This is a genomic window from Marinoscillum sp. MHG1-6, from assembly GCF_024714475.1.
Lineage (GTDB): Bacteria > Bacteroidota > Bacteroidia > Cytophagales > Cyclobacteriaceae > JAMZMI01.
In genome coordinates this window covers 149,126-170,458 of record NZ_JAMZMI010000007.1, presented here as the reverse complement: position 1 = coordinate 170,458, position 21,333 = coordinate 149,126, and the positions used below count along the sequence as shown (strand labels likewise).

Annotated in this window: 13 protein-coding genes; all 13 read right to left on the bottom strand. The window is 43.7% G+C overall.

Annotated elements, in window-relative coordinates; genetic code table 11:
• Nucleotides 1-45: 45 nt before the first annotated feature.
• Nucleotides 46-7,167 (bottom strand): cell surface protein SprA, encoded by a 7,122-nt coding sequence (gene sprA, locus NXR94_RS14960; protein WP_258105467.1) that lies wholly within the window; start codon nt 7,165-7,167, stop codon nt 46-48.
• Between the two features lie 15 nt (nt 7,168-7,182).
• Nucleotides 7,183-7,779 carry a Holliday junction branch migration protein RuvA gene (ruvA, locus tag NXR94_RS14955; protein ID WP_258105466.1) on the bottom strand — a complete coding sequence of 199 codons (597 nt, stop codon included), beginning with the start codon at nt 7,777-7,779 and terminating at the stop codon, nt 7,183-7,185.
• A complete protein-coding gene (locus NXR94_RS14950; RefSeq protein WP_258105465.1) occupies nt 7,776-10,061 on the bottom strand; it encodes an NADP-dependent malic enzyme in 2,286 nt (761 codons plus the stop codon). The genes ruvA and NXR94_RS14950 overlap by 4 nt, the downstream gene beginning before the upstream one ends.
• 29 nt (nt 10,062-10,090) lie before the next feature.
• A complete protein-coding gene (locus NXR94_RS14945; protein WP_258105464.1) occupies nt 10,091-11,164 on the bottom strand; it encodes a DUF4837 family protein in 1,074 nt (357 codons plus the stop codon).
• Nucleotides 11,165-11,222: 58 nt separating this feature from the next.
• On the bottom strand, nt 11,223-12,581 hold the full coding sequence (locus tag NXR94_RS14940) for a lytic transglycosylase domain-containing protein (protein ID WP_258105463.1): 1,359 nt from the start codon (nt 12,579-12,581) through the stop codon (nt 11,223-11,225).
• 13 nt (nt 12,582-12,594) lie between these two features.
• Nucleotides 12,595-14,022, bottom strand: a complete 1,428-nt coding sequence (gene gatA / locus NXR94_RS14935; RefSeq protein ID WP_258105462.1) for an Asp-tRNA(Asn)/Glu-tRNA(Gln) amidotransferase subunit GatA — start codon at nt 14,020-14,022, stop codon at nt 12,595-12,597.
• A 6-nt stretch (nt 14,023-14,028) separates the two neighbouring features.
• Nucleotides 14,029-14,226 carry a twin-arginine translocase TatA/TatE family subunit gene (locus NXR94_RS14930; protein WP_258105461.1) on the bottom strand — a complete coding sequence of 66 codons (198 nt, stop codon included), beginning with the start codon at nt 14,224-14,226 and terminating at the stop codon, nt 14,029-14,031.
• Between the two features lie 114 nt (nt 14,227-14,340).
• Complete coding sequence (locus tag NXR94_RS14925) at nt 14,341-15,528, bottom strand: murein hydrolase activator EnvC (protein WP_258105460.1); 1,188 nt, start codon at nt 15,526-15,528, stop codon at nt 14,341-14,343.
• Entirely contained in the window at nt 15,515-16,264 is a 750-nt protein-coding gene (locus NXR94_RS14920; protein WP_258105459.1) for a DUF4292 domain-containing protein, read from the bottom strand. The genes NXR94_RS14925 and NXR94_RS14920 overlap by 14 nt, the downstream gene beginning before the upstream one ends.
• Nucleotides 16,257-17,984, bottom strand: a complete 1,728-nt coding sequence (locus NXR94_RS14915) for a tetratricopeptide repeat protein (protein WP_258105458.1) — start codon at nt 17,982-17,984, stop codon at nt 16,257-16,259. Before NXR94_RS14915 ends, NXR94_RS14920 begins: the two co-directional genes overlap by 8 nt.
• Nucleotides 17,981-18,988 carry a sugar phosphate nucleotidyltransferase gene (locus NXR94_RS14910; RefSeq protein ID WP_258105457.1) on the bottom strand — a complete coding sequence of 336 codons (1,008 nt, stop codon included), beginning with the start codon at nt 18,986-18,988 and terminating at the stop codon, nt 17,981-17,983. Before NXR94_RS14910 ends, NXR94_RS14915 begins: the two co-directional genes overlap by 4 nt.
• On the bottom strand, nt 18,985-20,475 hold the full coding sequence (locus NXR94_RS14905) for a polysaccharide biosynthesis C-terminal domain-containing protein (RefSeq protein WP_258105456.1): 1,491 nt from the start codon (nt 20,473-20,475) through the stop codon (nt 18,985-18,987). The genes NXR94_RS14910 and NXR94_RS14905 overlap by 4 nt, the downstream gene beginning before the upstream one ends.
• Nucleotides 20,476-21,261 (bottom strand): enoyl-CoA hydratase/isomerase family protein, encoded by a 786-nt coding sequence (locus NXR94_RS14900; RefSeq protein WP_258105455.1) that lies wholly within the window; start codon nt 21,259-21,261, stop codon nt 20,476-20,478.
• Nucleotides 21,262-21,333: the final 72 nt, after the last annotated feature.

Genomic DNA, 21,333 nt, shown 5'->3' with positions numbered 1-21,333 from the left:
TGTGATTTAAAAATCCAAAATTAAATTAAAAATGGAGTTCACAAATTACTGAGCCAGACTAAATCTCAGCTGAAATCCAAAAGCGGTAGTAGCAGTCTTATAAGCGGTTCTTCCCTTAGGCTCATTAACCGTTCGCTCAAAGTAAGCGGTCAGGTCAAGTTGATCATTGAATTTATAGGCCACTGTCGGTCGGAACTGAAAACTGGTATTACCGTTTGTAATCTTACTTCCACTTTCCAGGCTTCGCTGAATGTTTTCAGAATCTCGTAATGTCATGGCCATTCGGAAAGTAACGTCATTTTCGATTCCTACGGTTCTTCCTTTGATTTTGAATGGAAGCTTAAAATCAGCCTTGGTAAAACCTAAATCGAAAGTAAAGTCCTGATTCTGTGTTTCGTTCACCTGGGCATTAGACATTTGCAATGATAGATTCCTTCCTCGTTTGTATTCAAATTTGGTTGAGAGATTGTTTTTTGTTCTCAAATTGATACCTAAAAGTGGAGTGAACTGCTCTGCAATTGACACCTGGTTTACGATGTATACCGGAATGAAAACATTGGAGTCCGTAGCATAATATGCTTGTGGGTAATTCAGAATATTATTGTCCAGGGCAATATTTTCGGTATACTGAAGTGAGTTGGTGTAGTTGTTCACATTATAAACCGATCGGTAACCATGAGATATCGTCACGGAGCTAAATACTTCTTCCAGAGCAGGAATCTTGGTAAGCCCCGAATAATCTACTCGCCAGTTCGGAAGAGGTATTTTCGGGAACGGACTGGTTTTGTATTGACTGGCATCCTGATCTGTATATGCTGCCAGAAATGCAGGGATGAGCACGTCCTGTGATAGGGCACTGTAGACGCCAGGGTTTTCATTGGCCTGATTTTGCCTTGATTGCATGATTGCGATATTTTCCACGAATTGATCAAATGTAGCATTGCTATTATCTGCTCGGTTTTTCTTGAATGCTGTCTTAAACGTAATAATGGAAATGGAGTAGCTTCCCGATCTGGACGGCGTCAAGGATCGGAACCCATTATTTGGTGCATTTGCGGTGGAGGCTGTGTCATATCTGAATATCTCCTGGAAGCGTGCACTATTTGTTCTGGTGGCATCAAGCTGAATTTTCAGGTCCTTTAATGGCTCTAATGATGCTCGAATTCCCAAATCCGTGGCGAAACTTTGCTCGAAAGGTGCTGTAAGGAAGGAACTGGTACTCAACCAGTCGTTATTGGCAGCCCTAAAGCGATAAGTCGGATCCTGACTACCAAGCAGGAACTTCCATCCTGGTGCACTCCACGAACTGTCCATTCCTAACAAGAATGGTGTTTTGTTGAATCCTGGCAATGTTGTGCTTTCCCTGATATTATAGCTGACATTAACGGACTTTAATGACATCAAAATTTTCAGGAACCGCTGAGCCGGAGTAGGCTTTTCATCTCTTTTGATATTATTGGCAGCCTGAAGAAAGGTCACTTTATCATAAAGTTTGTTCATATCCACTTTTCCAGTGGCCCCTCTGTTTCTGTTATTCATGATTGTGTGGCCAAAGAAGTTACCCAAAGAGTCATTTTGTGCAAGAGAACCCGCTATCCAGGTGAATCCAGTGCTATATTTCAAATCAGCACTTAACCAATCTGTGAATGGCAGTTTGTTCAATGGCGTACGGTAGGTCGCTGATATGTCCTGATCGAAATTTTTCATTCGACCCAGGTCCGTGATCCGATCAATGATGTAATCTTTTTCTTCCCGAGTGTCAATATCGCCCTCAATGATGTCATTAGGCTCGTCAATTACTGCATTAACTCCGGCACTATAGTCAATCGCCAGGCTTTTGAATGGATTATATCTTAGTCCGTAACTTCTCTTGAAGGTGAAGAGTCTCTCATAGTAAGCATCCTCCAGAGGTACAGGATTTAAATCGTCATCATACAGACGAGTCATCCTGAAGTTTCTATTCAGATTTGCTCTAAATGAGAGGTTGCTTGGCAATGGAGAGAAATTGATGTCTTTGATCAATTTCAAGTATGGACTGCTAAAGGCATCACCTTTCGTAAAAGGTTCAATTCTGAATTCTGGTGGCGAATAATTGTAGGAGACACCACCCGAAACAGTCTTTTGCAGATAGGTCTGAGTATTCACGTTACTTGAAACCGCCTCGCTAAAAGCATAGGAGAAGGCGAGGTTTTCTACGTCATAGAAATGCTGCTTAGCCTCGGGGTTAACTTTTTCCTTTCTGACATTGGTGAAATTGAGACTTCGCCGTTCGGTCCGGTCTTCAACCAGTCTTTTGTAGTTGTCACGTTCCTCCTGTGTATCAAATGCCTCAAGAGAAGCTTCTAAAGGAGTGTCAGGGTCAAGCGGATCAAATTGAGGGGTGGAGGTTGTCTTTTCATAACTGACGAACATCGGTACCACCAATCCTGTTCTATGCGGAAGTAAGAATTTGTCTACGTTCACACTTGCCGAAACGTCATAACCGAGAGTCTCTTCCCTGGTACGTTGCTGAATCGTCTGCTGAATACTACCAAAACCAATAGAGGTGTATCGGGTAGATGCATTAATCGTTGCCACATCAGCTAGTTTGGTACTTACTCTGGCATTGGCGGCCCAGCCTTTATTCGTGTCAAAATCCGTAACTCTCAATTCATTGGCCCAGATACAGGCTGATTTGCTCGCCTGATCCGGGGATTCCGGGTTCCGAACCCCAATCATCATGCTGAGAAGTGTGCTCAAATCCGGGTTACCTCTTACGGTTAATTTGTATCGTTGATTATTTGAAATGGTGGAATATGGGATAGAAAGATCGATATCTCTTCTATTCCTTTCCGATTTAAGCGCCAGTAACTCGTTGATTGAAAGATCCAGTTCGTTTTCTTCCGGCCATACCAGTCTCTGAATGTTGGCTTCATTTGGCGATAATTCCAGCGGAGTTACTTTTAGAGGGATCTCTATTTCGTAATAGTTGTCGGCCTGCTCTGTACCCATTCTTAAGAATGCACTGACCTCCTTATCAAGGAGAGTCTCATTATTGTTAGCGTGCGCATGAAAATACATTTTGAGTCTACCATAGTTCAGAAGGTCGAGTGAGACATTTTTAAAAACCGCTCGGGCATCCTTGTCCTCAAGGTCATCGACACAAATTTGAAGTGACTGCTCATTAAGTAGAATGTTGTAGAATGTGGTGTTGTCCTGATCCCGGTTTACCCCTGGAGGGATTACATACGGAACTTTATCTTTACCTCCTGCGCTGTTTCCTTCAATGTTTACTGCGGAAACCGTAAAGTCGGATTCCGAACCTTCCGGGATAGGGTTAAGGCCTGGCTCAGTCAGGTCACTTTCATATTTCCTCCAGGCACTTTTCACCAGTTGTAGATCTACCATTCGAAGTACCACAGGAGTTCGGAATCCGGTCAGGTACATTCTCATGAATCTTATCGTTTTATATCCCGAGATGCCGCCAAAACTTCTTTCCCATTCTCTTACCGGTATTCTGAATAGGTACCAGGAAGCCTCATTATTGTCACTCTGAACTTTATCCACAATATAATTCTGTCCGATCTGCAATCCGTCAGCATTGAGATTAACAGAATACTCATAATACTCTTCCAGAGAAGTAACGGTGTTGTCCTGGTTCAGGTCTTCATTATCCGGGAATGGATAGGCACCGGTCTGAGGGAACGCGCCGGATGTAAGAGGGGTATTCCCATCCATACCATTAAAATTCTTGTAACGTTCGAGAATTTTAGCGTTGGCAATGTCGTAGGATTCGTCCAGGAAGTGACGGAAGTTGTCCCCGGATGGGTCCTCAGATAAAGAAGGTCGCGTAGCATTGGCGCTAAGGAAGGTAGCATGTTTGTTTACCTCTTCATCATCACGCAATCCATCCAATCCAATATCCTGATTCAATCGCGCGGTACGTCCCGTTTGGAATGCGTTGGTCAGGAATGGTTCAATAGGGGTTTCACCCCAGGCACTCGGGCTTGTTTTGGTATCATCTCCATCTGCCGGCATACCACTCTCAAACATATGGCGATCATCGTCAATCACGTCTTCCGAAACGCTACCCAGGTTGAAAACAAGCTTTCCTCCCGTAGGGCTACTTGAAGTATTAAACTGACCATCCAGTACCCGGCCATTGGCTGACTGAATGAATGGGTCCATGAGCCAGAATTCAATATACTCTACGTTGTTCTTTTCAAAATCGACTTCTGTGCCAATGGATCGGGTGATGCCTGCCCAGTTTTTCTCGGGGTTATTCTCAAAGTTGGAGAGATTGGTGTTGTAGTTGTAAGGCCCTCGCTCCGTGGGGTAATAGGCAATATCAAAGGAGTTTTCATAGCCTGTAGTATAGTTAGGCAGGCTCCTTTGCTCATAGATTTCATTAAACCCAATCGGACGAACGTAATGGTTATTCAGGTCATCTCGGGTGATGTTGTTAGGCTTGTTAATCCCTCCGGTATTATAAAATACACTGGCATCAATGGAATACCAGGCTAGTTTAGCTCGAAAGTCGTTTACAGGAAGCGGAGCTTCGGTAGTGATAGTGGCACCATTGGTGAAACGCTTATCATTGGTCTGAGGAGTGGCTGCTAACCTCCATGCGGCAACTCCGTCCATACTAAGATTATTGACGGCGCCTTCAAAATCGTCGATATAGGAAGTTCCTTCACCATTTACCACATTAGAAGTAGCAGGAATAAGTTGAGCAAATTCCGCATTGACAGTGATCGTGGATGGCTCTTTGGTACTAACCAAAGGGAGGAAGTCCATGGCCTTGGTCAAAAACGGTACCTCTTCCTGGTAGCTGATGTCAAAACCATATTTGGTATTGCTGGTAGGCTCGTCACCAATCTGATATCTTGTAATGCCCCCACGACGTTCGTTGAGGTGCATAATGGTGGCACCAATGTTGAACTTTTCATTGAACTTATAATCAAAGCGAGCGCCATAAAGCCAACGTGCCTGGAAGTTGAAAACATCTGCCTTTTCATAAGCGATATTGATCGTTTTTCCCGAACTCAGAATCCCTTCGTTAAGTATTCTTACACGCCCCAGATTGTAATCTACTGTATAGTCCAGTCCTTCCGTTAAAGGCGTATTACCTGCTGTTACCAGAACTGAACCTTGTGCGATGTTGATCCCGGGCAATGCAATTTCACTGGATGAACCGGCATTGAATCGGCCTGTTATGAAGAATTTGTCCTTTTTAGGTATCTGCTGAGCATCATTTTGAGTCTTGTCATACAGCTCCTGGTATACGTATTTTTCCTTAAACTGGGCCTCGTCATTATCAAAGTAGCTATTCAGGGTCGACCCGAAAGGCTCCAGTACCGGGAAGATGATATATCCACTTTTGGTATTGATGGTGACCCCTTCAATAAAGTCAAAGTTTCCATCTTTTTGATAGTCGTTATTTTGGTTGAGCTGATCAAGTTTTAATAATTCAACCAGTGGGATATCTGTGGTGTTGCGTCCTTCGTGCAAGGAGGGGTTATCGATACCGGAGGCATCATCTCTGTACCTTACCCGAAGGGTAAACCCTTCCCGATCAATTTGGTTGGCATTCAGGTAATAGATGTTTTTCATCATCAGGTCCCAGGCAGGTATGTCCACATTGATCTTGTTGGGACGAAGCATCTTCAGGAAAATGACGTCATTTTCAGATTGGCCGGCGTAGTCTTCGGTAAGCTCACCTACCTTATATACCTCTCCATTGAAGGTATACTCATAAGATACGGCCAGCATTTCATCATTTTGCAGCTTCCTCAACAAGGAGACATAACCGAGTTGCTTGTTGATGGAATATTCCGAGTCATCGAGCTTTCGAGCCGTACCAATCTTAACGTAGTCAGTACTTTCCACCATGTCTCCTAAACCCACTGAAGGTAATTCACTGATCACATTGTCTTTATTCCGGGTCAAGCCTGATATCGCAGTAAAGAGATTGTTAGCAGCGTTGTTATTCGGTGAGCCTCCGGCAGCAGATGAAGTTACATTGGTGCTATGGATCTTAGAAGGTTCTCCAAGGTCCTGGAATGCCATGATCTGTCTGGTAGTCTGAGTCTCGTTGTTTCGGTTGATAACGTAAACTTCTACACGGGTGATGTTTACACCGGATACAATTTGAGGCAGGTTACCATGCCATTTCTGATAATTGTCTCTAAAGAAATGTCCAAGGAAGAAATGCCTGTTTTCATCATACTCAGATCCCCGCACTTCAAATTCTCTTCCCTGAAAACCATTCTCCACTGTAATCACCTCGCTTTGTCCTTGCTGTCTTGACATCACAGTGGTGACAAACAATTTCCCGAATTGCAATTGCGTTTTGAGACCAAATAGCGACTGAGCCCCTGTCATCAGGCTGTTGGACACCGGCATGCTTACGTTACCGATTTCGATCTTCTTGACAATGTCCTCTTCGTACCCGGTGTACTCTATTTTCAGGTTGTTCTGGAAATCGAAAGTGTTGTTATTATCAAAGTTGGCGGTCACCGTCAGTTTTTCTCCCACCTTTCCGACTAAGTTCATAGAGATCTGCTGATCAAAGTTGAAGCCACCGTAACGTTGTTGACGCTGGTTACCCGACGGGTTATCATTACGCTGAAAACGGCCTCCAAAATCGAGGTTTACGAATCCATTCGGTTGGATATCCACATAGCTTCCTCCAAAAAGGCGATCAAGCATTGGGCTGATGTAAAGTCTTGGTATCAATGATCGCCCACTAACGGCACTTTCACCATCCAATCCGGCAGAACGCTCATGGAAATATTCTTTGGTGATCTGCTTGTCATTGTAGTCGTCGTATTCCTCAAACGACATGGTGGTCATGGGACGGAAGTTGGTTTCCCCAATACGCTCGTATACATTGTACTGTACACCCGACGTATCAACTTCCACTTCCAGGTCGATGGTACTAGGATCCGCTAATTGAAGAGGGGACTTGCTTTTCTGGTCGGAGAAAGGGTCGCCATATCGATACTTCTCCTGATGTGTTGGCGTCTTCGAAGGCTTATAGGGTTCTGGTGGAACACTATCTTTTGGTATGGTATCCTGCTGTATTTGAAAATGGCTACTTGTTACCGAATAGGCACGACTTTCCTCCAGAAAGGTGACCAGCCCAACGGCGACAAACAGTTGTAATATGTATGATTTTCCCGTCAATGAATTGGAAATGAATCAGGCCCTCTTCAATACCCTTTTGATTAATTCTTCTAGACTTACCTCGTGACCGGTTTCTTTGAGCACCAAAGCTATATTTTTTTCTGCAACAGCCTTGTTAAAACCTAAAGTAGTCAGGGCGGATAACGCCTCAATTTGCATGGTATTGCCACCTTGCTGGGTGAATTGTGTGGATTTTTCTATTAATCCTTCCTTTCGCATCTTGTCCTTAAGTTCCAGTACGATTCTTTGCGCTGTTTTTGAACCAATGCCTTTAACCCCCTGAATGGTTTTGACATCCTCATTAGCGATGGCTGATTGAAGTTCTTCCGGTGTAAGGGATGATAAAATCATCTGCCCGGTAGACGGCCCCACTCCCGATATTGAGATCAAATCCAGAAATCGGATTTTTTCTGATTCCTCTGCAAATCCATAAAGTGTGTGAGCATCCTCTTTAACGTGAAGATGAGTAAATAAAAGTACGTCGTTCAGGTTTTTGATAGCGCCATAAGTAGCTAATGATATTTTGGCTTCATAGCCTACCCCTCCGTTTGTTTCTACCACGACATGGGTTGGATCCTTTTTTACAAGTCTCCCTTTCAGGTAATTGATCATTTTATCCCCTTTTCTTCAGTGATTTGAGCGTCTAAAACTGCAATGGTAATCATATTAAAGATATCACGCACGGAGCTCCCCACCTGCAGCACATGGACTGGTTTTTTCATGCCCAAAAGTATTGGACCTATGGCCTCGGCGCCGCCTAACTCCATCAGGAGTTTGTAGGCAATATTTCCTGAATCCAAATCAGGGAAAACGAGAGTATTAGCCGGATTTTTCGCCAGATCGCTAAAGGGATAATTTTTACTCAACAACTCCTTATTCAAGGCCACATTGGCCTGAATTTCCCCATCAATGATCAGGTCTGGCCATTTTTCTTTGGCGAGTTTGGTGGCAAGGGCAGTCTTTTCGGGGATTTTTCCCTTAGCTGAACCAAAGTTGGAGTAGGACAATACGGCAATTCTTGGCTCCGAGTCAAAGACCTTGACAGCTCTAGATGTCAGGCCTATGATATCACATAATTCCTCCGCAGTCGGGTCCAGGTTGACAGTTGTGTCGGCAAAGAAAAAGTTACCTTTTGGTGTGCTGATAATATACATGCCTGCTACACGCTTCATACCTGGTTCAACACCGATGATTTGCAACGCAGGAAGGATGGTTTTCGGATAGTCATTGGATAATCCGGATATGAAGGCATCCGCATCATTATGCTCTACCATCATGGCTCCGAAGTAATTCTTGCTACGGGTCATCTGCTTGTAGGCATCATTTAGCGTGACTCCTTTGCGTTGGCGTTTTTGATAATAGGCCTGGGCATAAGTGTCCACCAACTTGTGCTCTTTGAGCGGGTCAACGATCTGACAGTCAAGGAGGCCATCCAGCTCGTTTTCTTTTATCATTTTGATGATCTCATTCTTTTCTCCAATAAGGATAGGAATGGCCACCCCTTCATCCGCAGCCATGTTTGCGGCCTTAAGAATATTGAGATGACCTGCCTCTGCAAAAACCACACGTTTTGGGTCCTGCCTGGCACGAATTACCAGTCTTGAGATTAATCTTTGGTCAATGCCAATACGTTCCTCCAGTTCTCTTTTGTATTCGTCCCAGTCCTTGATTTTTTTCCTTGCTACACCACTTTCGATGGCTGCATTTGCCACAGCAGGAGAAATGGCTGTTATCAGTCTTGGATCCAGAGGTTTTGGGATGAGGTATTCTGGGCCAAATTTCATGTTTTTCACACCATAAGCCTTCAGTACCATTTCAGGAACCGCCTGCTTGGCAAGCTCTGCGATGGCATAAACGGCGGCCAGTTTCATTTTTTCATTTATGGCTGTTGCTCGTACATCCAGAGCTCCCCTGAATATATAAGGGAAACCAAGAACGTTGTTCACTTGATTGGGATGATCAGAGCGTCCTGTGGCCATAATGATGTCCTTCCTTGTTTTTATGGCCAAATCATAGGCGATTTCCGGGTTTGGGTTGGAAAGTGCAAAAACGATAGGCTGATCAGCCATTCCCTCTAACATCTCCGGACTCATGATGTCAGCAATCGATAATCCCAAAAACATATCGGCACCAACGAGGGCATCTTCAAGGGTATGAATATCAAGGGAGGTGGCGTATTTGGCTTTGGTCTCGTCAAGATTGGATCGATCAGCACGAACAACTCCTTTGGAATCTGTCATGATGATGTTTTCTTTTTTCGCTCCAAGAGAAACATAAAGATCCGTACAGGCAATGGCTGCTGCACCGGCCCCACTCACGACAATCTTGATGTCTTCTATCTTCTTCTCTATTACCTCCAGGGCGTTGATAAGCGCCGCACTTGAGATGATAGCCGTTCCATGCTGATCATCATGCATGACCGGGATATTCATTTCCTCACGGAGGGTCTGTTCGATGACAAAGCTTTCCGGAGCCTTGATATCTTCAAGGTTGATGCCACCAAATGTTGGCTCAAGACTTTTAACTATCTGGATGAATTTCTGAGGGTCTGTTTCAGCTATTTCAATATCAAAAACATCAATGCCCGCAAATTTTTTGAAGAGCACACCTTTACCCTCCATGACTGGCTTTGACGCTTCAGGTCCAATGTTTCCAAGCCCTAACACCGCTGTGCCGTTCGAAATTACTCCGACCAGATTACCCTTTGCGGTGTACTTATACACGTCTTCGATGTTATCTGCGATGGCCAGACAAGGTTCCGCAACGCCTGGTGAATAGGCTAGCGCCAGGTCGTGCTGACTGCTAAGGGGTTTGGTTGGATTAACCTCAATCTTTCCGGCTGGCTTTTCAGAGTGAAAATCCAGTGCTTCTTTTTTTCTGATTTTAGCACACATTGTTCCGAAGGTTAGGTGAAAATGGGTTGTTAACTCTTCTGAAGATCAGAAGGGCATCTAAAGGTAGAGATCACAGCTTCAACTTCCCTCACCATTTTCTTCTTTTTTGTGCCCGGAGAATAAACATAACCCTCTACGTAGTAGATCTTTTGATTTTCCTCATCTACAAAGGTGTAACTCACGAATGGTCCACCTCCGGAATTGTCACTGATTTTCCACAAGCCACGTCCCTCCACCGCAAAGTGTCCGTTGAAATTGACTCTTTCAGTAAAAACTGGGATTTCGAATTGTCGGGTAATATGAATGTCAGGTTTATCACTATCGGTCAGGTAGCGCTCCGTAATTTGGTCACGGTATTTCCCTACATCGTTGAAGATGGACTGGTCAGTATAATCCGCTTCGTGAATAAATATGGCCCACTCCATATTATGTTCCAGTTTCCTTATCCAGACAAAATCATTCAGGTTTTTAGCCATATCCCAGCCGAAAGGGATGTTGATTGAATAGCCGTGATCTTCCTCTATGGATTTCATCATTTGCTTTTCCTTCTCCTTAAAAAGCGAAGCTCTGACACGTTCCCGTACGGCGCTTTCGAATATTTCAGTAAGATATTTTTGATTGTCTTTGATCTTCTCGATGAGGATTTCTTCAGATTTGGAGAAGAGATACAGGACAAGCTGACCTTTTGCAAATACGTCTTTTCTCAAAGTCATGTATAACGAAGTGTCACCCTGTATCTTTTTTAGAGAAGCATCCGAAAAGTAAGACCGGGCCCTTTTGCTTTGACTGCTCTCATTGTCCAAAGTCATTACAAACACCATGTTCACCGCCGATCTAAGGGTGGTGTTAAGCTCGGATGGATTTACCTGATGTACACTGAATTTCGGTTCATCCTGCGGTAATCCAATCAGATATGAGCGATAAGTGTCTTTGACAGTCTGCCCAAGAGAGCCATTCCATTGAGTAGAATCCATCACGATGATCATCTCATCGGCCTCGCCTTTGGCATTTTTTTGAAACTCTTTTTGAACCCGCTCTTTCGTCTGTTGACAGCCGAGCAAGTAAATCAAAATAGTGAATAGGGTGATATGGGTTAATTTCATGAATCGCATAGCTACAAAAATAAAATTTTAAAGGGGTGACTATACGTTCACAACGAATTTATTGGGAAGATATGATGAGTGGTTGACCGGGCTTAATGGTATTGGAGGTCAGTTTATTGAGTTCCTTAAGTTTTTCGATGGATAAGCCAGGGTGGTTTTTAGCTATGGTCCACAAGGTATCTCCCGGCTGTACATAGTATACACTTTGCCCATCCTTTAGCACGGGGCCAACTGTGGTGCCTGTTTTTGTAGAAGCGTACAGTTTTTTTGTTTCAGCAGTATAGTTGGGGAGTACCCAAACATTCAGGTGCTGACCGACACGGATCATATTACCGGACAAATTATTCCATGCTCGAAGGTCTGAGATTCTGACTCCATATTGCTGCGCAATTGTGCCTAACACATCCCCGCTTTTCACACGATAAGTCATACGCTGGCGTCCATAGGTGCTTCCAGGAGTATTACGTGCCAGGTATTCAAGGTGTGCTTTCCCTACTTTTCCTGCAGTATCATATAAGAAGCTTCTGTTAGCTACCACATATTCTTTGCTATGCTCTGGTATTTTAAGTGCAAAATCTTTTGTTCCTTCCGGCAGTGCGCCTCTTTTGATTTCAGGGTTCAGATTAAGCAGATCCTCAAAGTTGATCTTCGAAGTGCTTGCGAAGGTTTCCAGGTGCAAATACTGACTTACCATAACCGTATCAAACGGTGGCAGGGTGTGGTAATTTTCTACAAAAAGATTGTGATCCTCAGCATACTGGAAAGCATAAGTCACGGCTACGAATTGAGGAACATAGGATCTGGTCTCTCTTGGAAGATAAGGATAGATATCCCAGAAATGCTTTTTGTAACCGCTTCTTCTGATTGCCTTTCGGACGTTACCCGCACCGCAGTTGTAGGCTGCAAGTGCTAACTCCCAATCATCAAAAATGCGATAGAGATCTCCCAGGTGACGTGCAGCAGCATCTGAAGCTTTGTAAGGATCCATGCGCTCATCCATGTACCAATCATTGCTAAGGCCGTAAATTTTTCCTGTTGCCGACATAAACTGCCAAAGCCCTACTGCGTTTGCTCTGGAGATGGCGTTGGTTCTCAGGCCGGACTCAACGATGGAAAGGTACTTGAGCTCCTCGGGAACTCCGTGTTTTTCAAGCGCCTCTTCAAATATTGGGAAATAAAGCTGTGTCCAGGACATTACCGCCCGGGTATACTCGCGATCACGAACAGTGAAATAATCCACAAAGGATCGTACACGTTCGTTAAAGTTCAAGGGAACCTCTGAGGCTATACAACCTATTCTGTCTTCAATCTCTTCATAGGTTACATCAGGGACATAATCATATGACGGAGCTTCCTGAGCCCAAAGGTTTAGGCTCAGAATAGTTGATAGAAGGAATATGTTGATAGAAAGTCTCATGGTATTAAATAACCTATTTAGCTTCTAATAAGTATTTTGAAAACGCTAAAAGTTTGTCTTCAGCAAAAACCTTCGTCATCACCTGAAGGCCAATAGACATTCCGTCGCTATCTTTTGCAATAGGGATGGATATCGCCGGTGCTCCTGCTACCGATGCCTGAACCGTAAAAAGGTCAGCAAGGTACATTTCCATTGGGTCACTGGTCTTAGCACCCAATTCAAAAGCTGTAGAAGGCGCCGTAGGTAATAAGACGAAATCGTATTCCTTGAATAGCTCTTCTAACTGATTTTTGATCAGTCTCCTTACCTTTTGTGCCTTGATATAATAGGCGTCATGATAACTTGCCGATAAAACAAAGGTGCCAAGCATGATCCTTCTGAATACCTCATGTCCAAAACCCTGCGTACGCGTCTTTTTGTACATGGATTCGAGGTTCCTGGGCTTATCAATTCTGAAGCCATACTTAACGCCATCATACCTTGACAGGTTTGAGCTTGCCTCGGCTGTAGTGAGTATATAATAGGTTGGAAGGGCATATTCCATCAATGGAAAAGATACTTCATCCACCTGATGCCCTTCAGCCTTTAACTTTTCGCCGATTGAAACCACCGCTTCCTTTACTTCCTCATTAAGTGCAGGGCTCTCCAGGGTCTCCTTTAGGTATGCGACTTTTACTTTTCCATCGAAAGCTAACATCCTGGAAAATTCCGGAACTTTCTCTGTGGAAACTGTGCTGTCGTGCTCATCTTCTCCTGCGATCGTCTCGAGGATAAGTGCCGCATCTTCAATAGAGTTGGAAAAAATTCCAATGGTATCGAAAGTGCTGGCATAGGCCGCCAGGCCATGACGAGATATTCTTGAATAGGTAGGCTTTAACCCGATCACATTACAAAATGAGGCAGGTTGTCTTACAGAGCCACCGGTGTCAGTTCCCAATGAGATCGTACACATATCCGACTGGACGGCTACTGCTGATCCTCCTGATGATCCCCCCGGAACCCTCGAAGTATTATCTGCATTTTTCACTGGTCCAAATGCCGAATTTTCGCAAGAAGAGCCCATAGCAAATTCATCACAGTTATTTCTTCCTATGATGATAGCATCTTCAGCAAGGAGACGCTCCACGCAAGTGGCAGAGAACTGCGAATGAAAATCGTCAAGAATTTTACTCCCGCAATTGAGTGGGTGATCCTGGTAACAAAGAACATCTTTCAGTCCTACCACTAAGCCCGCGAGTTTTCCGGCAGATTTATTAGCAATCTTTGTGTCGATCTCGGCAGCCCTGTCAAGTGCTTCCTGCTCATAGATGGTCAGGAAAGCATTGAGCTCATCATTTTTTTGATGGATGTTTTTTAGGTAATGGTTGACTATATCAACGCACGTAAATTTACCTTCATCAAGACCTGCCTTTAGCTGATGGAAAGAGGAATTGGCTTGCAATGGCTATTATTTTTTGTCCTCCCCTTCAGGAGCGTCTTCGATCTCTTTTTTGATTTCCTTGGTGGCATCTTTGAATTCTCTGATGCCTTTACCCATGCCTCGGGCGATTTCCGGTATTTTTTTCGCTCCAAAAAATACTATAAATACAAGTGCGATGACCATCATTTCCCATGGCCCAGGCATCCATACTAACACCGTGTTCATATTAACTAGTCTTTTATATGGGTTCAAAGATAGGGATAAACCGCGCTACCATTAAAAGAAATCGGGGGTATTTATCAATAGGCTGAGTAGACCAACGACCCATCATGCATTGGGCTATTTCATTGATAGCCAGCTCTCAGGGTTGAGTTTTTGGTACTCTTTCCATACTTCGAAATGGACCTCAGAGACTCCGTCCTTGTCACTAAAGACTGTTCCCAATGTCTCATTTGAAGAGACATTCTGACCTTTTTTGACTTTGACATCTTTTAGTCGCGCATAAAGGGTATAATAGTTACCATGCTGAAGTAGCACCACGTTATTCATCCCAGGCACGATGGCCACCGCCACTACCTTACCTTCAAATACGGCATTTACAGGGGCATTTTGGCTGGTTTGAATATCTACACCGGGGTTGTCCTCAATGATCCCTTTAATCACCGGATGCGGGTGCTTTCCGAACTTGGAGCTAATAAATCCGGTGGCAACCGGCCACTTTAACCTGTTTTTATTGCCTTCGAAGAGTGATGAAATTTCTTCTTCACTAGCCGCAGCTGCTGAGGATAAGGCTTTGGATCGCTCCATTTCTTTTCTCACTATTTCAGCAATAAGGTTGTCGAGTTTTTCAACGGCCACTTTTCGCTGAGCCAGCTCTTTTCGAATTTGTTTTTCTTTCTTACTCAGCTCGGTTACCAGGCTGTTCTGTTTGACTTTGAGGCCTAATAATTTTCTGTTTTCTGCAATTTGCTGATCGAGAAGTAGTTGTTGCTCAGATTTTTTGATCTCTACCTGGCTTTTTTGTTTGATCAGTTCTTCTGAAACGATCTCAATTTGCCGTACCTGAAGTTGTCGGGCTTCAGAGTATTGCTCCAGGTATTTCAACCTCATGAATAGCTGATTAAAGGTATTCGCTGAGAATAAGAAAGTCAGCTTACTGAAACCCCTGTTGGCTTTATAAGAGGAATAGATCATTTGAGCATACTCATCCTTGAGATCTTTGAGGTCGCTTTGCAAAGCACTAATAATGATATTAAGATCTCCAATTTCACCATCGAGTAGCCCAACTTCCTGATTTAATCCTGAGATCAACCTTTCTCTGGCTTTGATTTGCTGGTTGAGCGCATTGAGCTGACCGATACTTGCCTTTTTTTGGTGCTCTGTATCCGAAAGGATTTTCTCAGCCTCAGCTATTTTTTTGAGGTTTTCGCGTTTTTCCTGCTCAAGTTGGCTTTTTGTTTTTTGGGCCAAAGAGGGGAAGCAAATGAAGAAAAACAGGAGAAGTCCCAGTACACTAGTAAGCTTCACTACGCTCGTATTTCTGTGGCACATTGAATGGAAACTTGAGTGGTTTGTCTTCGATCTCTGCTTTTGTGTATTCAAGGTCAACACTAGTGGAAATAGTCTCAGAAGTGCCCTTTCTCAACTTTGCTCCAATTTGATGAGGCATGATCTGATCTTCCACGGGTTGAAAACTTCCGTAATTTACATAAATGGAACTTTTTGAAAGGGTATCCTGAACTTCCAATCTTTCTAATTTCATAGAGCTGGATCCAATTCCATTTTTGAAGTAAAAATTATTCTGTTGTTGATCGTAGGTTAAGAGGGTGTTTGACTTTCTCAGCTTCTCCCTGCGATAGGGATAGATGGGGTTGCCTAGGAGTACTGCTTCCACCATTTCGTAGCTGATATCAAAGTCGAACTTTTTACTCAACCCCTTAAAATCCATCACAATGTATTTCTTGTTGAATTTGTCAATTATGGAAATGGAATCTTTATTGATATGAATTCGAGCCACTTCAACGCCCAATCCCGGGGACAAGGAAATCCAGATGAGACTGTCTTTTTTCATCCGCATGTTTGCAGTTCCTGACAATTTCTTGTCTCCATCGTAATCTATTTTGATCTTCCCACTGAAATAATCAAAGGAGACCTCATTGATAGACAGGACTTCTGGATTTCTGGAAAACATCTTACCGATCTTCTTCCCACACCCAAAAGTGCAAATGCATAAAATAATTAATACCAGCGTGCTTTTACTCATAGAGCTTCCTCTCCGCAATCTTCTTTTCAATGTTTTCTGAAGCATCGTCTAGCGAACTGGCTTTCTCCCATTGCTTGACAGCCTCTTCTTCTCTACCCAGTTGATAGAGTACATCACCGTAATGCTCAATGATGGTGCCATTTTTGTCTAGCTTGGCTGCTTTTTCCAGAAATCCCAGCGCCTCCTCGTACTTGCCGAGGGTATACAATACCCACCCGTGCGTGTCCATGTAAGTAGGGTTGTCCGGAACCAGCTGTATAAGTTTGGTACTCATCTCGAGTGCTTTTTCAAGATCGGACTTATCCAAACTCAGGTAATAGCTGTAGTTATTCAGAACATGGTCATTTGTTGGATTGTTTTCTAACGCCAACTCGTAAGACTCGTAGGACTTTTTCTTGTTCTTGAGACTGTTATAGGCGTCTCCCAATTGTCCGTAGAAAATGGTTAAGATGCCCGGCTCAGTAGCATATTTAGTTCCGGCGTTGAGCATTTGAATGGACTTCTTATAGTCTTTAAGTATCAAATGTCCTGTTCCCGAGAAGTAATAGAGTATGGCTTGATTGGGGAAATACTCAAGTGCCTCGTCTGCATGCATTACCAAGCTATCATATTGATTCAACTCTGATTCAATATTCAGGATGTTCTGCCAGACGCTGTAATTGTCCGGGTTGATTTTAAGAGCTCGTAGATAATAATATTTAGCCTGTTGCTTAGCTGTCATTCGGTAGAGCACATCACCGGCATACGCCTGAGCTTCAAACTTGTCTTCATAGGTGTCACCAAGAGAAGTGGCCATTTCGATAGCAGATTCAAACTGCTCAGGGGTGATGGCTTGTTCCAGATAGGTATTCAGAATTTGAATTTTAGCTTCAAAATTGAGGGTAGGGGATTCGAAGGCCTCGGCTGCTAATTTCATGGCCGTTTCATTGTTTCCTCTCCTCATTTCAATTTCACTTTGAAGAAGGTTTCGCTGAGCCTGATCGATAACAACATTTTCCAGTCGTTTTTCCGCTTCATCGATCATACCCTGATTGATAAGGAACTGAGTAAGCTCAATGGTAAAATCGGTTTCATCAGGATTTTCTTTGATAAGTTGATCCCAGTCCTCGATCAAGGACTGGTAGTCCCGCTTAGCCAGATAGATCTTCTGTTTTTCCCTTAGGGCCATTTCGTTCATGCCAAACTTCTCGTCAGCCTTTTTGTAGGTTGAAAGGGCCAGGTCATATTTTTCCAGGTATTGATAGAGAACTGCCAGATCATATAGATATGAGTCAGTATCTGGAACCTTATCAATCATCTCAGCATAGAGATCAGCCGCAGTTTCAAGGTCGCCCTGTGCCTTGTATATTTCGGCAGTAAGCAGATAATAGTATTTGTTTGATCGGTCAAGATTTAAAGCTGCGGTCGCATAGGCCAGCGCATCATTCATTCTGCCTGTTTTGGTTAGTGTCTCTGCAAGCTTGAAATTGGCGGCTGCATTATCAGGGTCAATATCAAGAACAACCTGGAAGAGTTCAGTGGCTTTACCATAATTGTCCAGTACCAGCTGTTTCTCAGCTTCAATTAAGGTGGCTTCCATCTTGATTTGATCCTCTTCTGAAAGCTGCTGCTCCGTCCCTTTTTCTTTTTTATCCTTTTTCTTTTTGGAGACAGACTGCTTCTGTGACCATCCCGGAGAATAGATAATTAAGCTGAATAATATGTAAAGTATGATCCTCATTCCTGACCCTTCATTTCACAGTAGTCCCCCAGACTAAATTCACCGCTGGCGGATGACATAGATACGAAATTTCCAATCATTGAGTTAGCAAGCTTAACAGCTTTTAGGTTTGCCTGTGTTTGAATCAAAGATTTGCTAATCACCGCATCCTCAATGATGCTATTCTTTCCAATGGAAACGCCTGGACCGATTTCAGAGTTGCTGACTTTGCTACCGGCACCAATATAAACTGGTGGATGGATGGTAGTGTTTTGTATCTCTGCGGATTCGTCGATTAGATTATCACCAAGAAATCCCAGGTACCTGCTGTTAGAATCTACGGTTATGTTTTTATTCCCGCAGTCCAGCCACTCATCTACTTTTCCGGAAGTGAATCGAGTACCCTTTTGCTTTAGGTTCTCAAGTGCGGTGGTAAGTTGATATTCTCCACCAGCCATGATCTTGTTCTCAATGATACCTTTCAATTCATGATGTAACTCATCACCGTTTTTGAAGTAGTATATTCCAATGATGGCCAGATCCGATACCGGAGTTTTTGGCTTTTCAACAAACTGGGTAATGACCCCATCCCGATCAAGATTGACCACTCCGAACGCACTAGGGTCATCTACCTGCTTTACCCAGATGATCCCATCATCTTCTGTGTTAAGGGTGAAGTTGGCTCGAAAAAGTGTATCCGCAAAAGCCACTGTAACCTTTCCATTGAGTAAGGGCTCCGCGCAAAAAACGGCATGGGCAGTCCCCAATGCTTCCTCCTGATAAAAAATATGTCCTTTAGCCCCGGCTTCTGCGGCGATCCTTAATAAATCCTCTTCTACTTCACTTCCAAAGTCGCCAATTACAAACCCAATGTTTTCAATCGGTTCCGGAGTTACCCCGGCTATATCCTCAACCAGACGCTGCACGATCGGCTTTCCTGCAATGGGGATCAAAGGTTTTGGGGTGGTTAAAGTATGTGGCCTCAGGCGTTTGCCCATCCCGGCCATTGGAATGATCAGATTCATCTTTTTACTGGCAATTTTATAAATCCGGTGCGTACCTCCATCAACCATACCGCCAACAAATACGCACCTACAGCAAGACTGGCAAGTAAGTATCGAACCAGTCCCTCTAACGCGCAAAAATAGAAAGGCAATATGAATGCAGCTGTTAAAATGATATAAAAACTCCCCCTTCCGGTGTAATAGGGGACAGGATAATGCTTTTTCCCGATGAAATAGCTCGCCAAAGTCATCAAAAGATAGCTCAGAAGCGTAGTTATGGCACTTCCGATATAACCAAGTACCGGAATTAGAAGGATGTTAAAAAGCACTGTAATGATTGCACCTCCAACTGACAAATAGGCGCCATACTTCGTTTGGTCCGTCAGCTTGTACCAAACGGATAAATTGTAATAGATACCTAGAAATAAACCGCCTCCCAGGAGCCATGGTACGATGTCCAGGGCAAAAAGGTAGCTCTCTCTTCTCAAAAAAATCGGTGCGATATCCGGCATGAAGACGGAAAGGACAAGCCAGGAGAAACTACCGAAAAGAATAAAGCCATGCATGGTCTTGGCAAATAGCTCATTGGAATTTTTATCTTTTGATTTTGAAAAAAAGAAGGGCTCAAACGCATAGCGAAAAGCCTGGACTGCTAATGTCATAAACACCGAGAGTTTGTAGCAGGCCCCAAAGATTCCGAGAATGTCAAGGTTTGTCTTTCCGGGGTAGAAACCTTCTGGTAGCAGGTATTTAAGTAAGGCCCGTGAAAACATCTCATTTGTTACCCCGGCAAACCCCATAATCATAAGTGGGGCTGCATAGATGAGCATCGCACTCCATTCTTTACCAAGTGTTGGCTTGAGATTACGGAAATACCCAAAAAAGAATGGAATCAGTAAGGCATTCGCCACCAGATTTGATAAGAACACATAACCTACACGCATGGAGGGGTCATAATATTCTGTCAACTTTGGTAGCATTCCTGACTCAATGCTATACGGGAGCACCACCAGGAAAAGGAGGTTGAGTCCAATATTTATGAGAATATTAAAAATTTTTAGCGAAGCAAACTTCAGGGCTTTTCCTTCCAGTCTGAGCCGGGCAAAAGGGACCGCAAGTATGGCATCAATTCCCAGTATGATGGCCAGCCATTGGATGTATTGTCCTTGATCCGGATACTCTAATAATCCTGCAATGGGATCTGCCAGAAGAAATAACAGCCCGCTCAGCGCAACCGAAGAAACCAGCAGGCTGGTCTGGGTGATGTTGAAGATATTTGAAGACTCATCAGACTTTGTTGCAAAACGAAAGTAGGCGGTCTCTAAACCATAGGTGAAGAGGATGTTGAGAAATGCAACGTATGCATACAGCTCAGTGATGATGGCATAGTCCGCTGGAATAAAAACCGTTGAGTATAGCGGAACCAGTAAATAATTGAGTACCCTGCCAAGTACGCTACTGACGCCATACATCAGCGTTTGATTGGCTAGCTGCCTGAATAGACTCACTTATGATCCGGTAAATTTTGGAGCACGTTTTTCAACAAATGCGGCTGCCCCTTCTTTAAAGTCTTCGGTTCCGCAGCATCTCGCAAATGCATTTGCTTCGGTTTGAAAACCGTTTTCTTCTTTATTAAAATGTGCATTCACGCAATCCATGATCAAGCCGGTTGCAATGGGTGCTTTGTTTATTATTTTTTCTAATAACACATTGGCCTTTTCTAATGCCGCAGTTTTATCTGGCTCAACGTAATTTGCCAGTCCATGCGCCAAGGCCTTCTCTGCGGGAATCATTTCACCGGTCATGAGATATTCAAACGCCAAACCTTTTCCAATTAACTGGGTCAGTCTTTGGGTTCCCCCATAACCCGGGATGATTCCAAGATTCACTTCCGGCTGTCCGAACTGAGCGTTACCGGTAGCGATCCTCATGTGGCAAGCCATTGCCAGTTCACAACCACCCCCAAGAGCAAAGCCATTCACGACAGCAATAATAGGTGTATGACAATTTTCTATCAGATCGAAAATTTCCTGCCCCTCTTCCGCAAACTTGCGCGCATTCATTTCATTCAGCTGTGAAAACTCCGTAATATCTGCCCCGGCTACGAAAGCCTTTTCTCCCGCGCCGGTCAGGATCACTCCGGAGATTTCTTTATCATCATATACTGATTGAATTATTTCTTTCAACTCAGCTAATGTCTCCATATTGAGGGCGTTCAGTTTATTCTCCCGGTTAATGGTGATGGTGAGAATAGAACCATCTGTCGAGAGTTTGAGGTTTTTAAGGGTTGACATCTGGATGGTCGTAGGTTTGAGCGGGGAAAGAAAGAGTAAAATTCAGACTATTTCAAATAATTGGTCAAATAT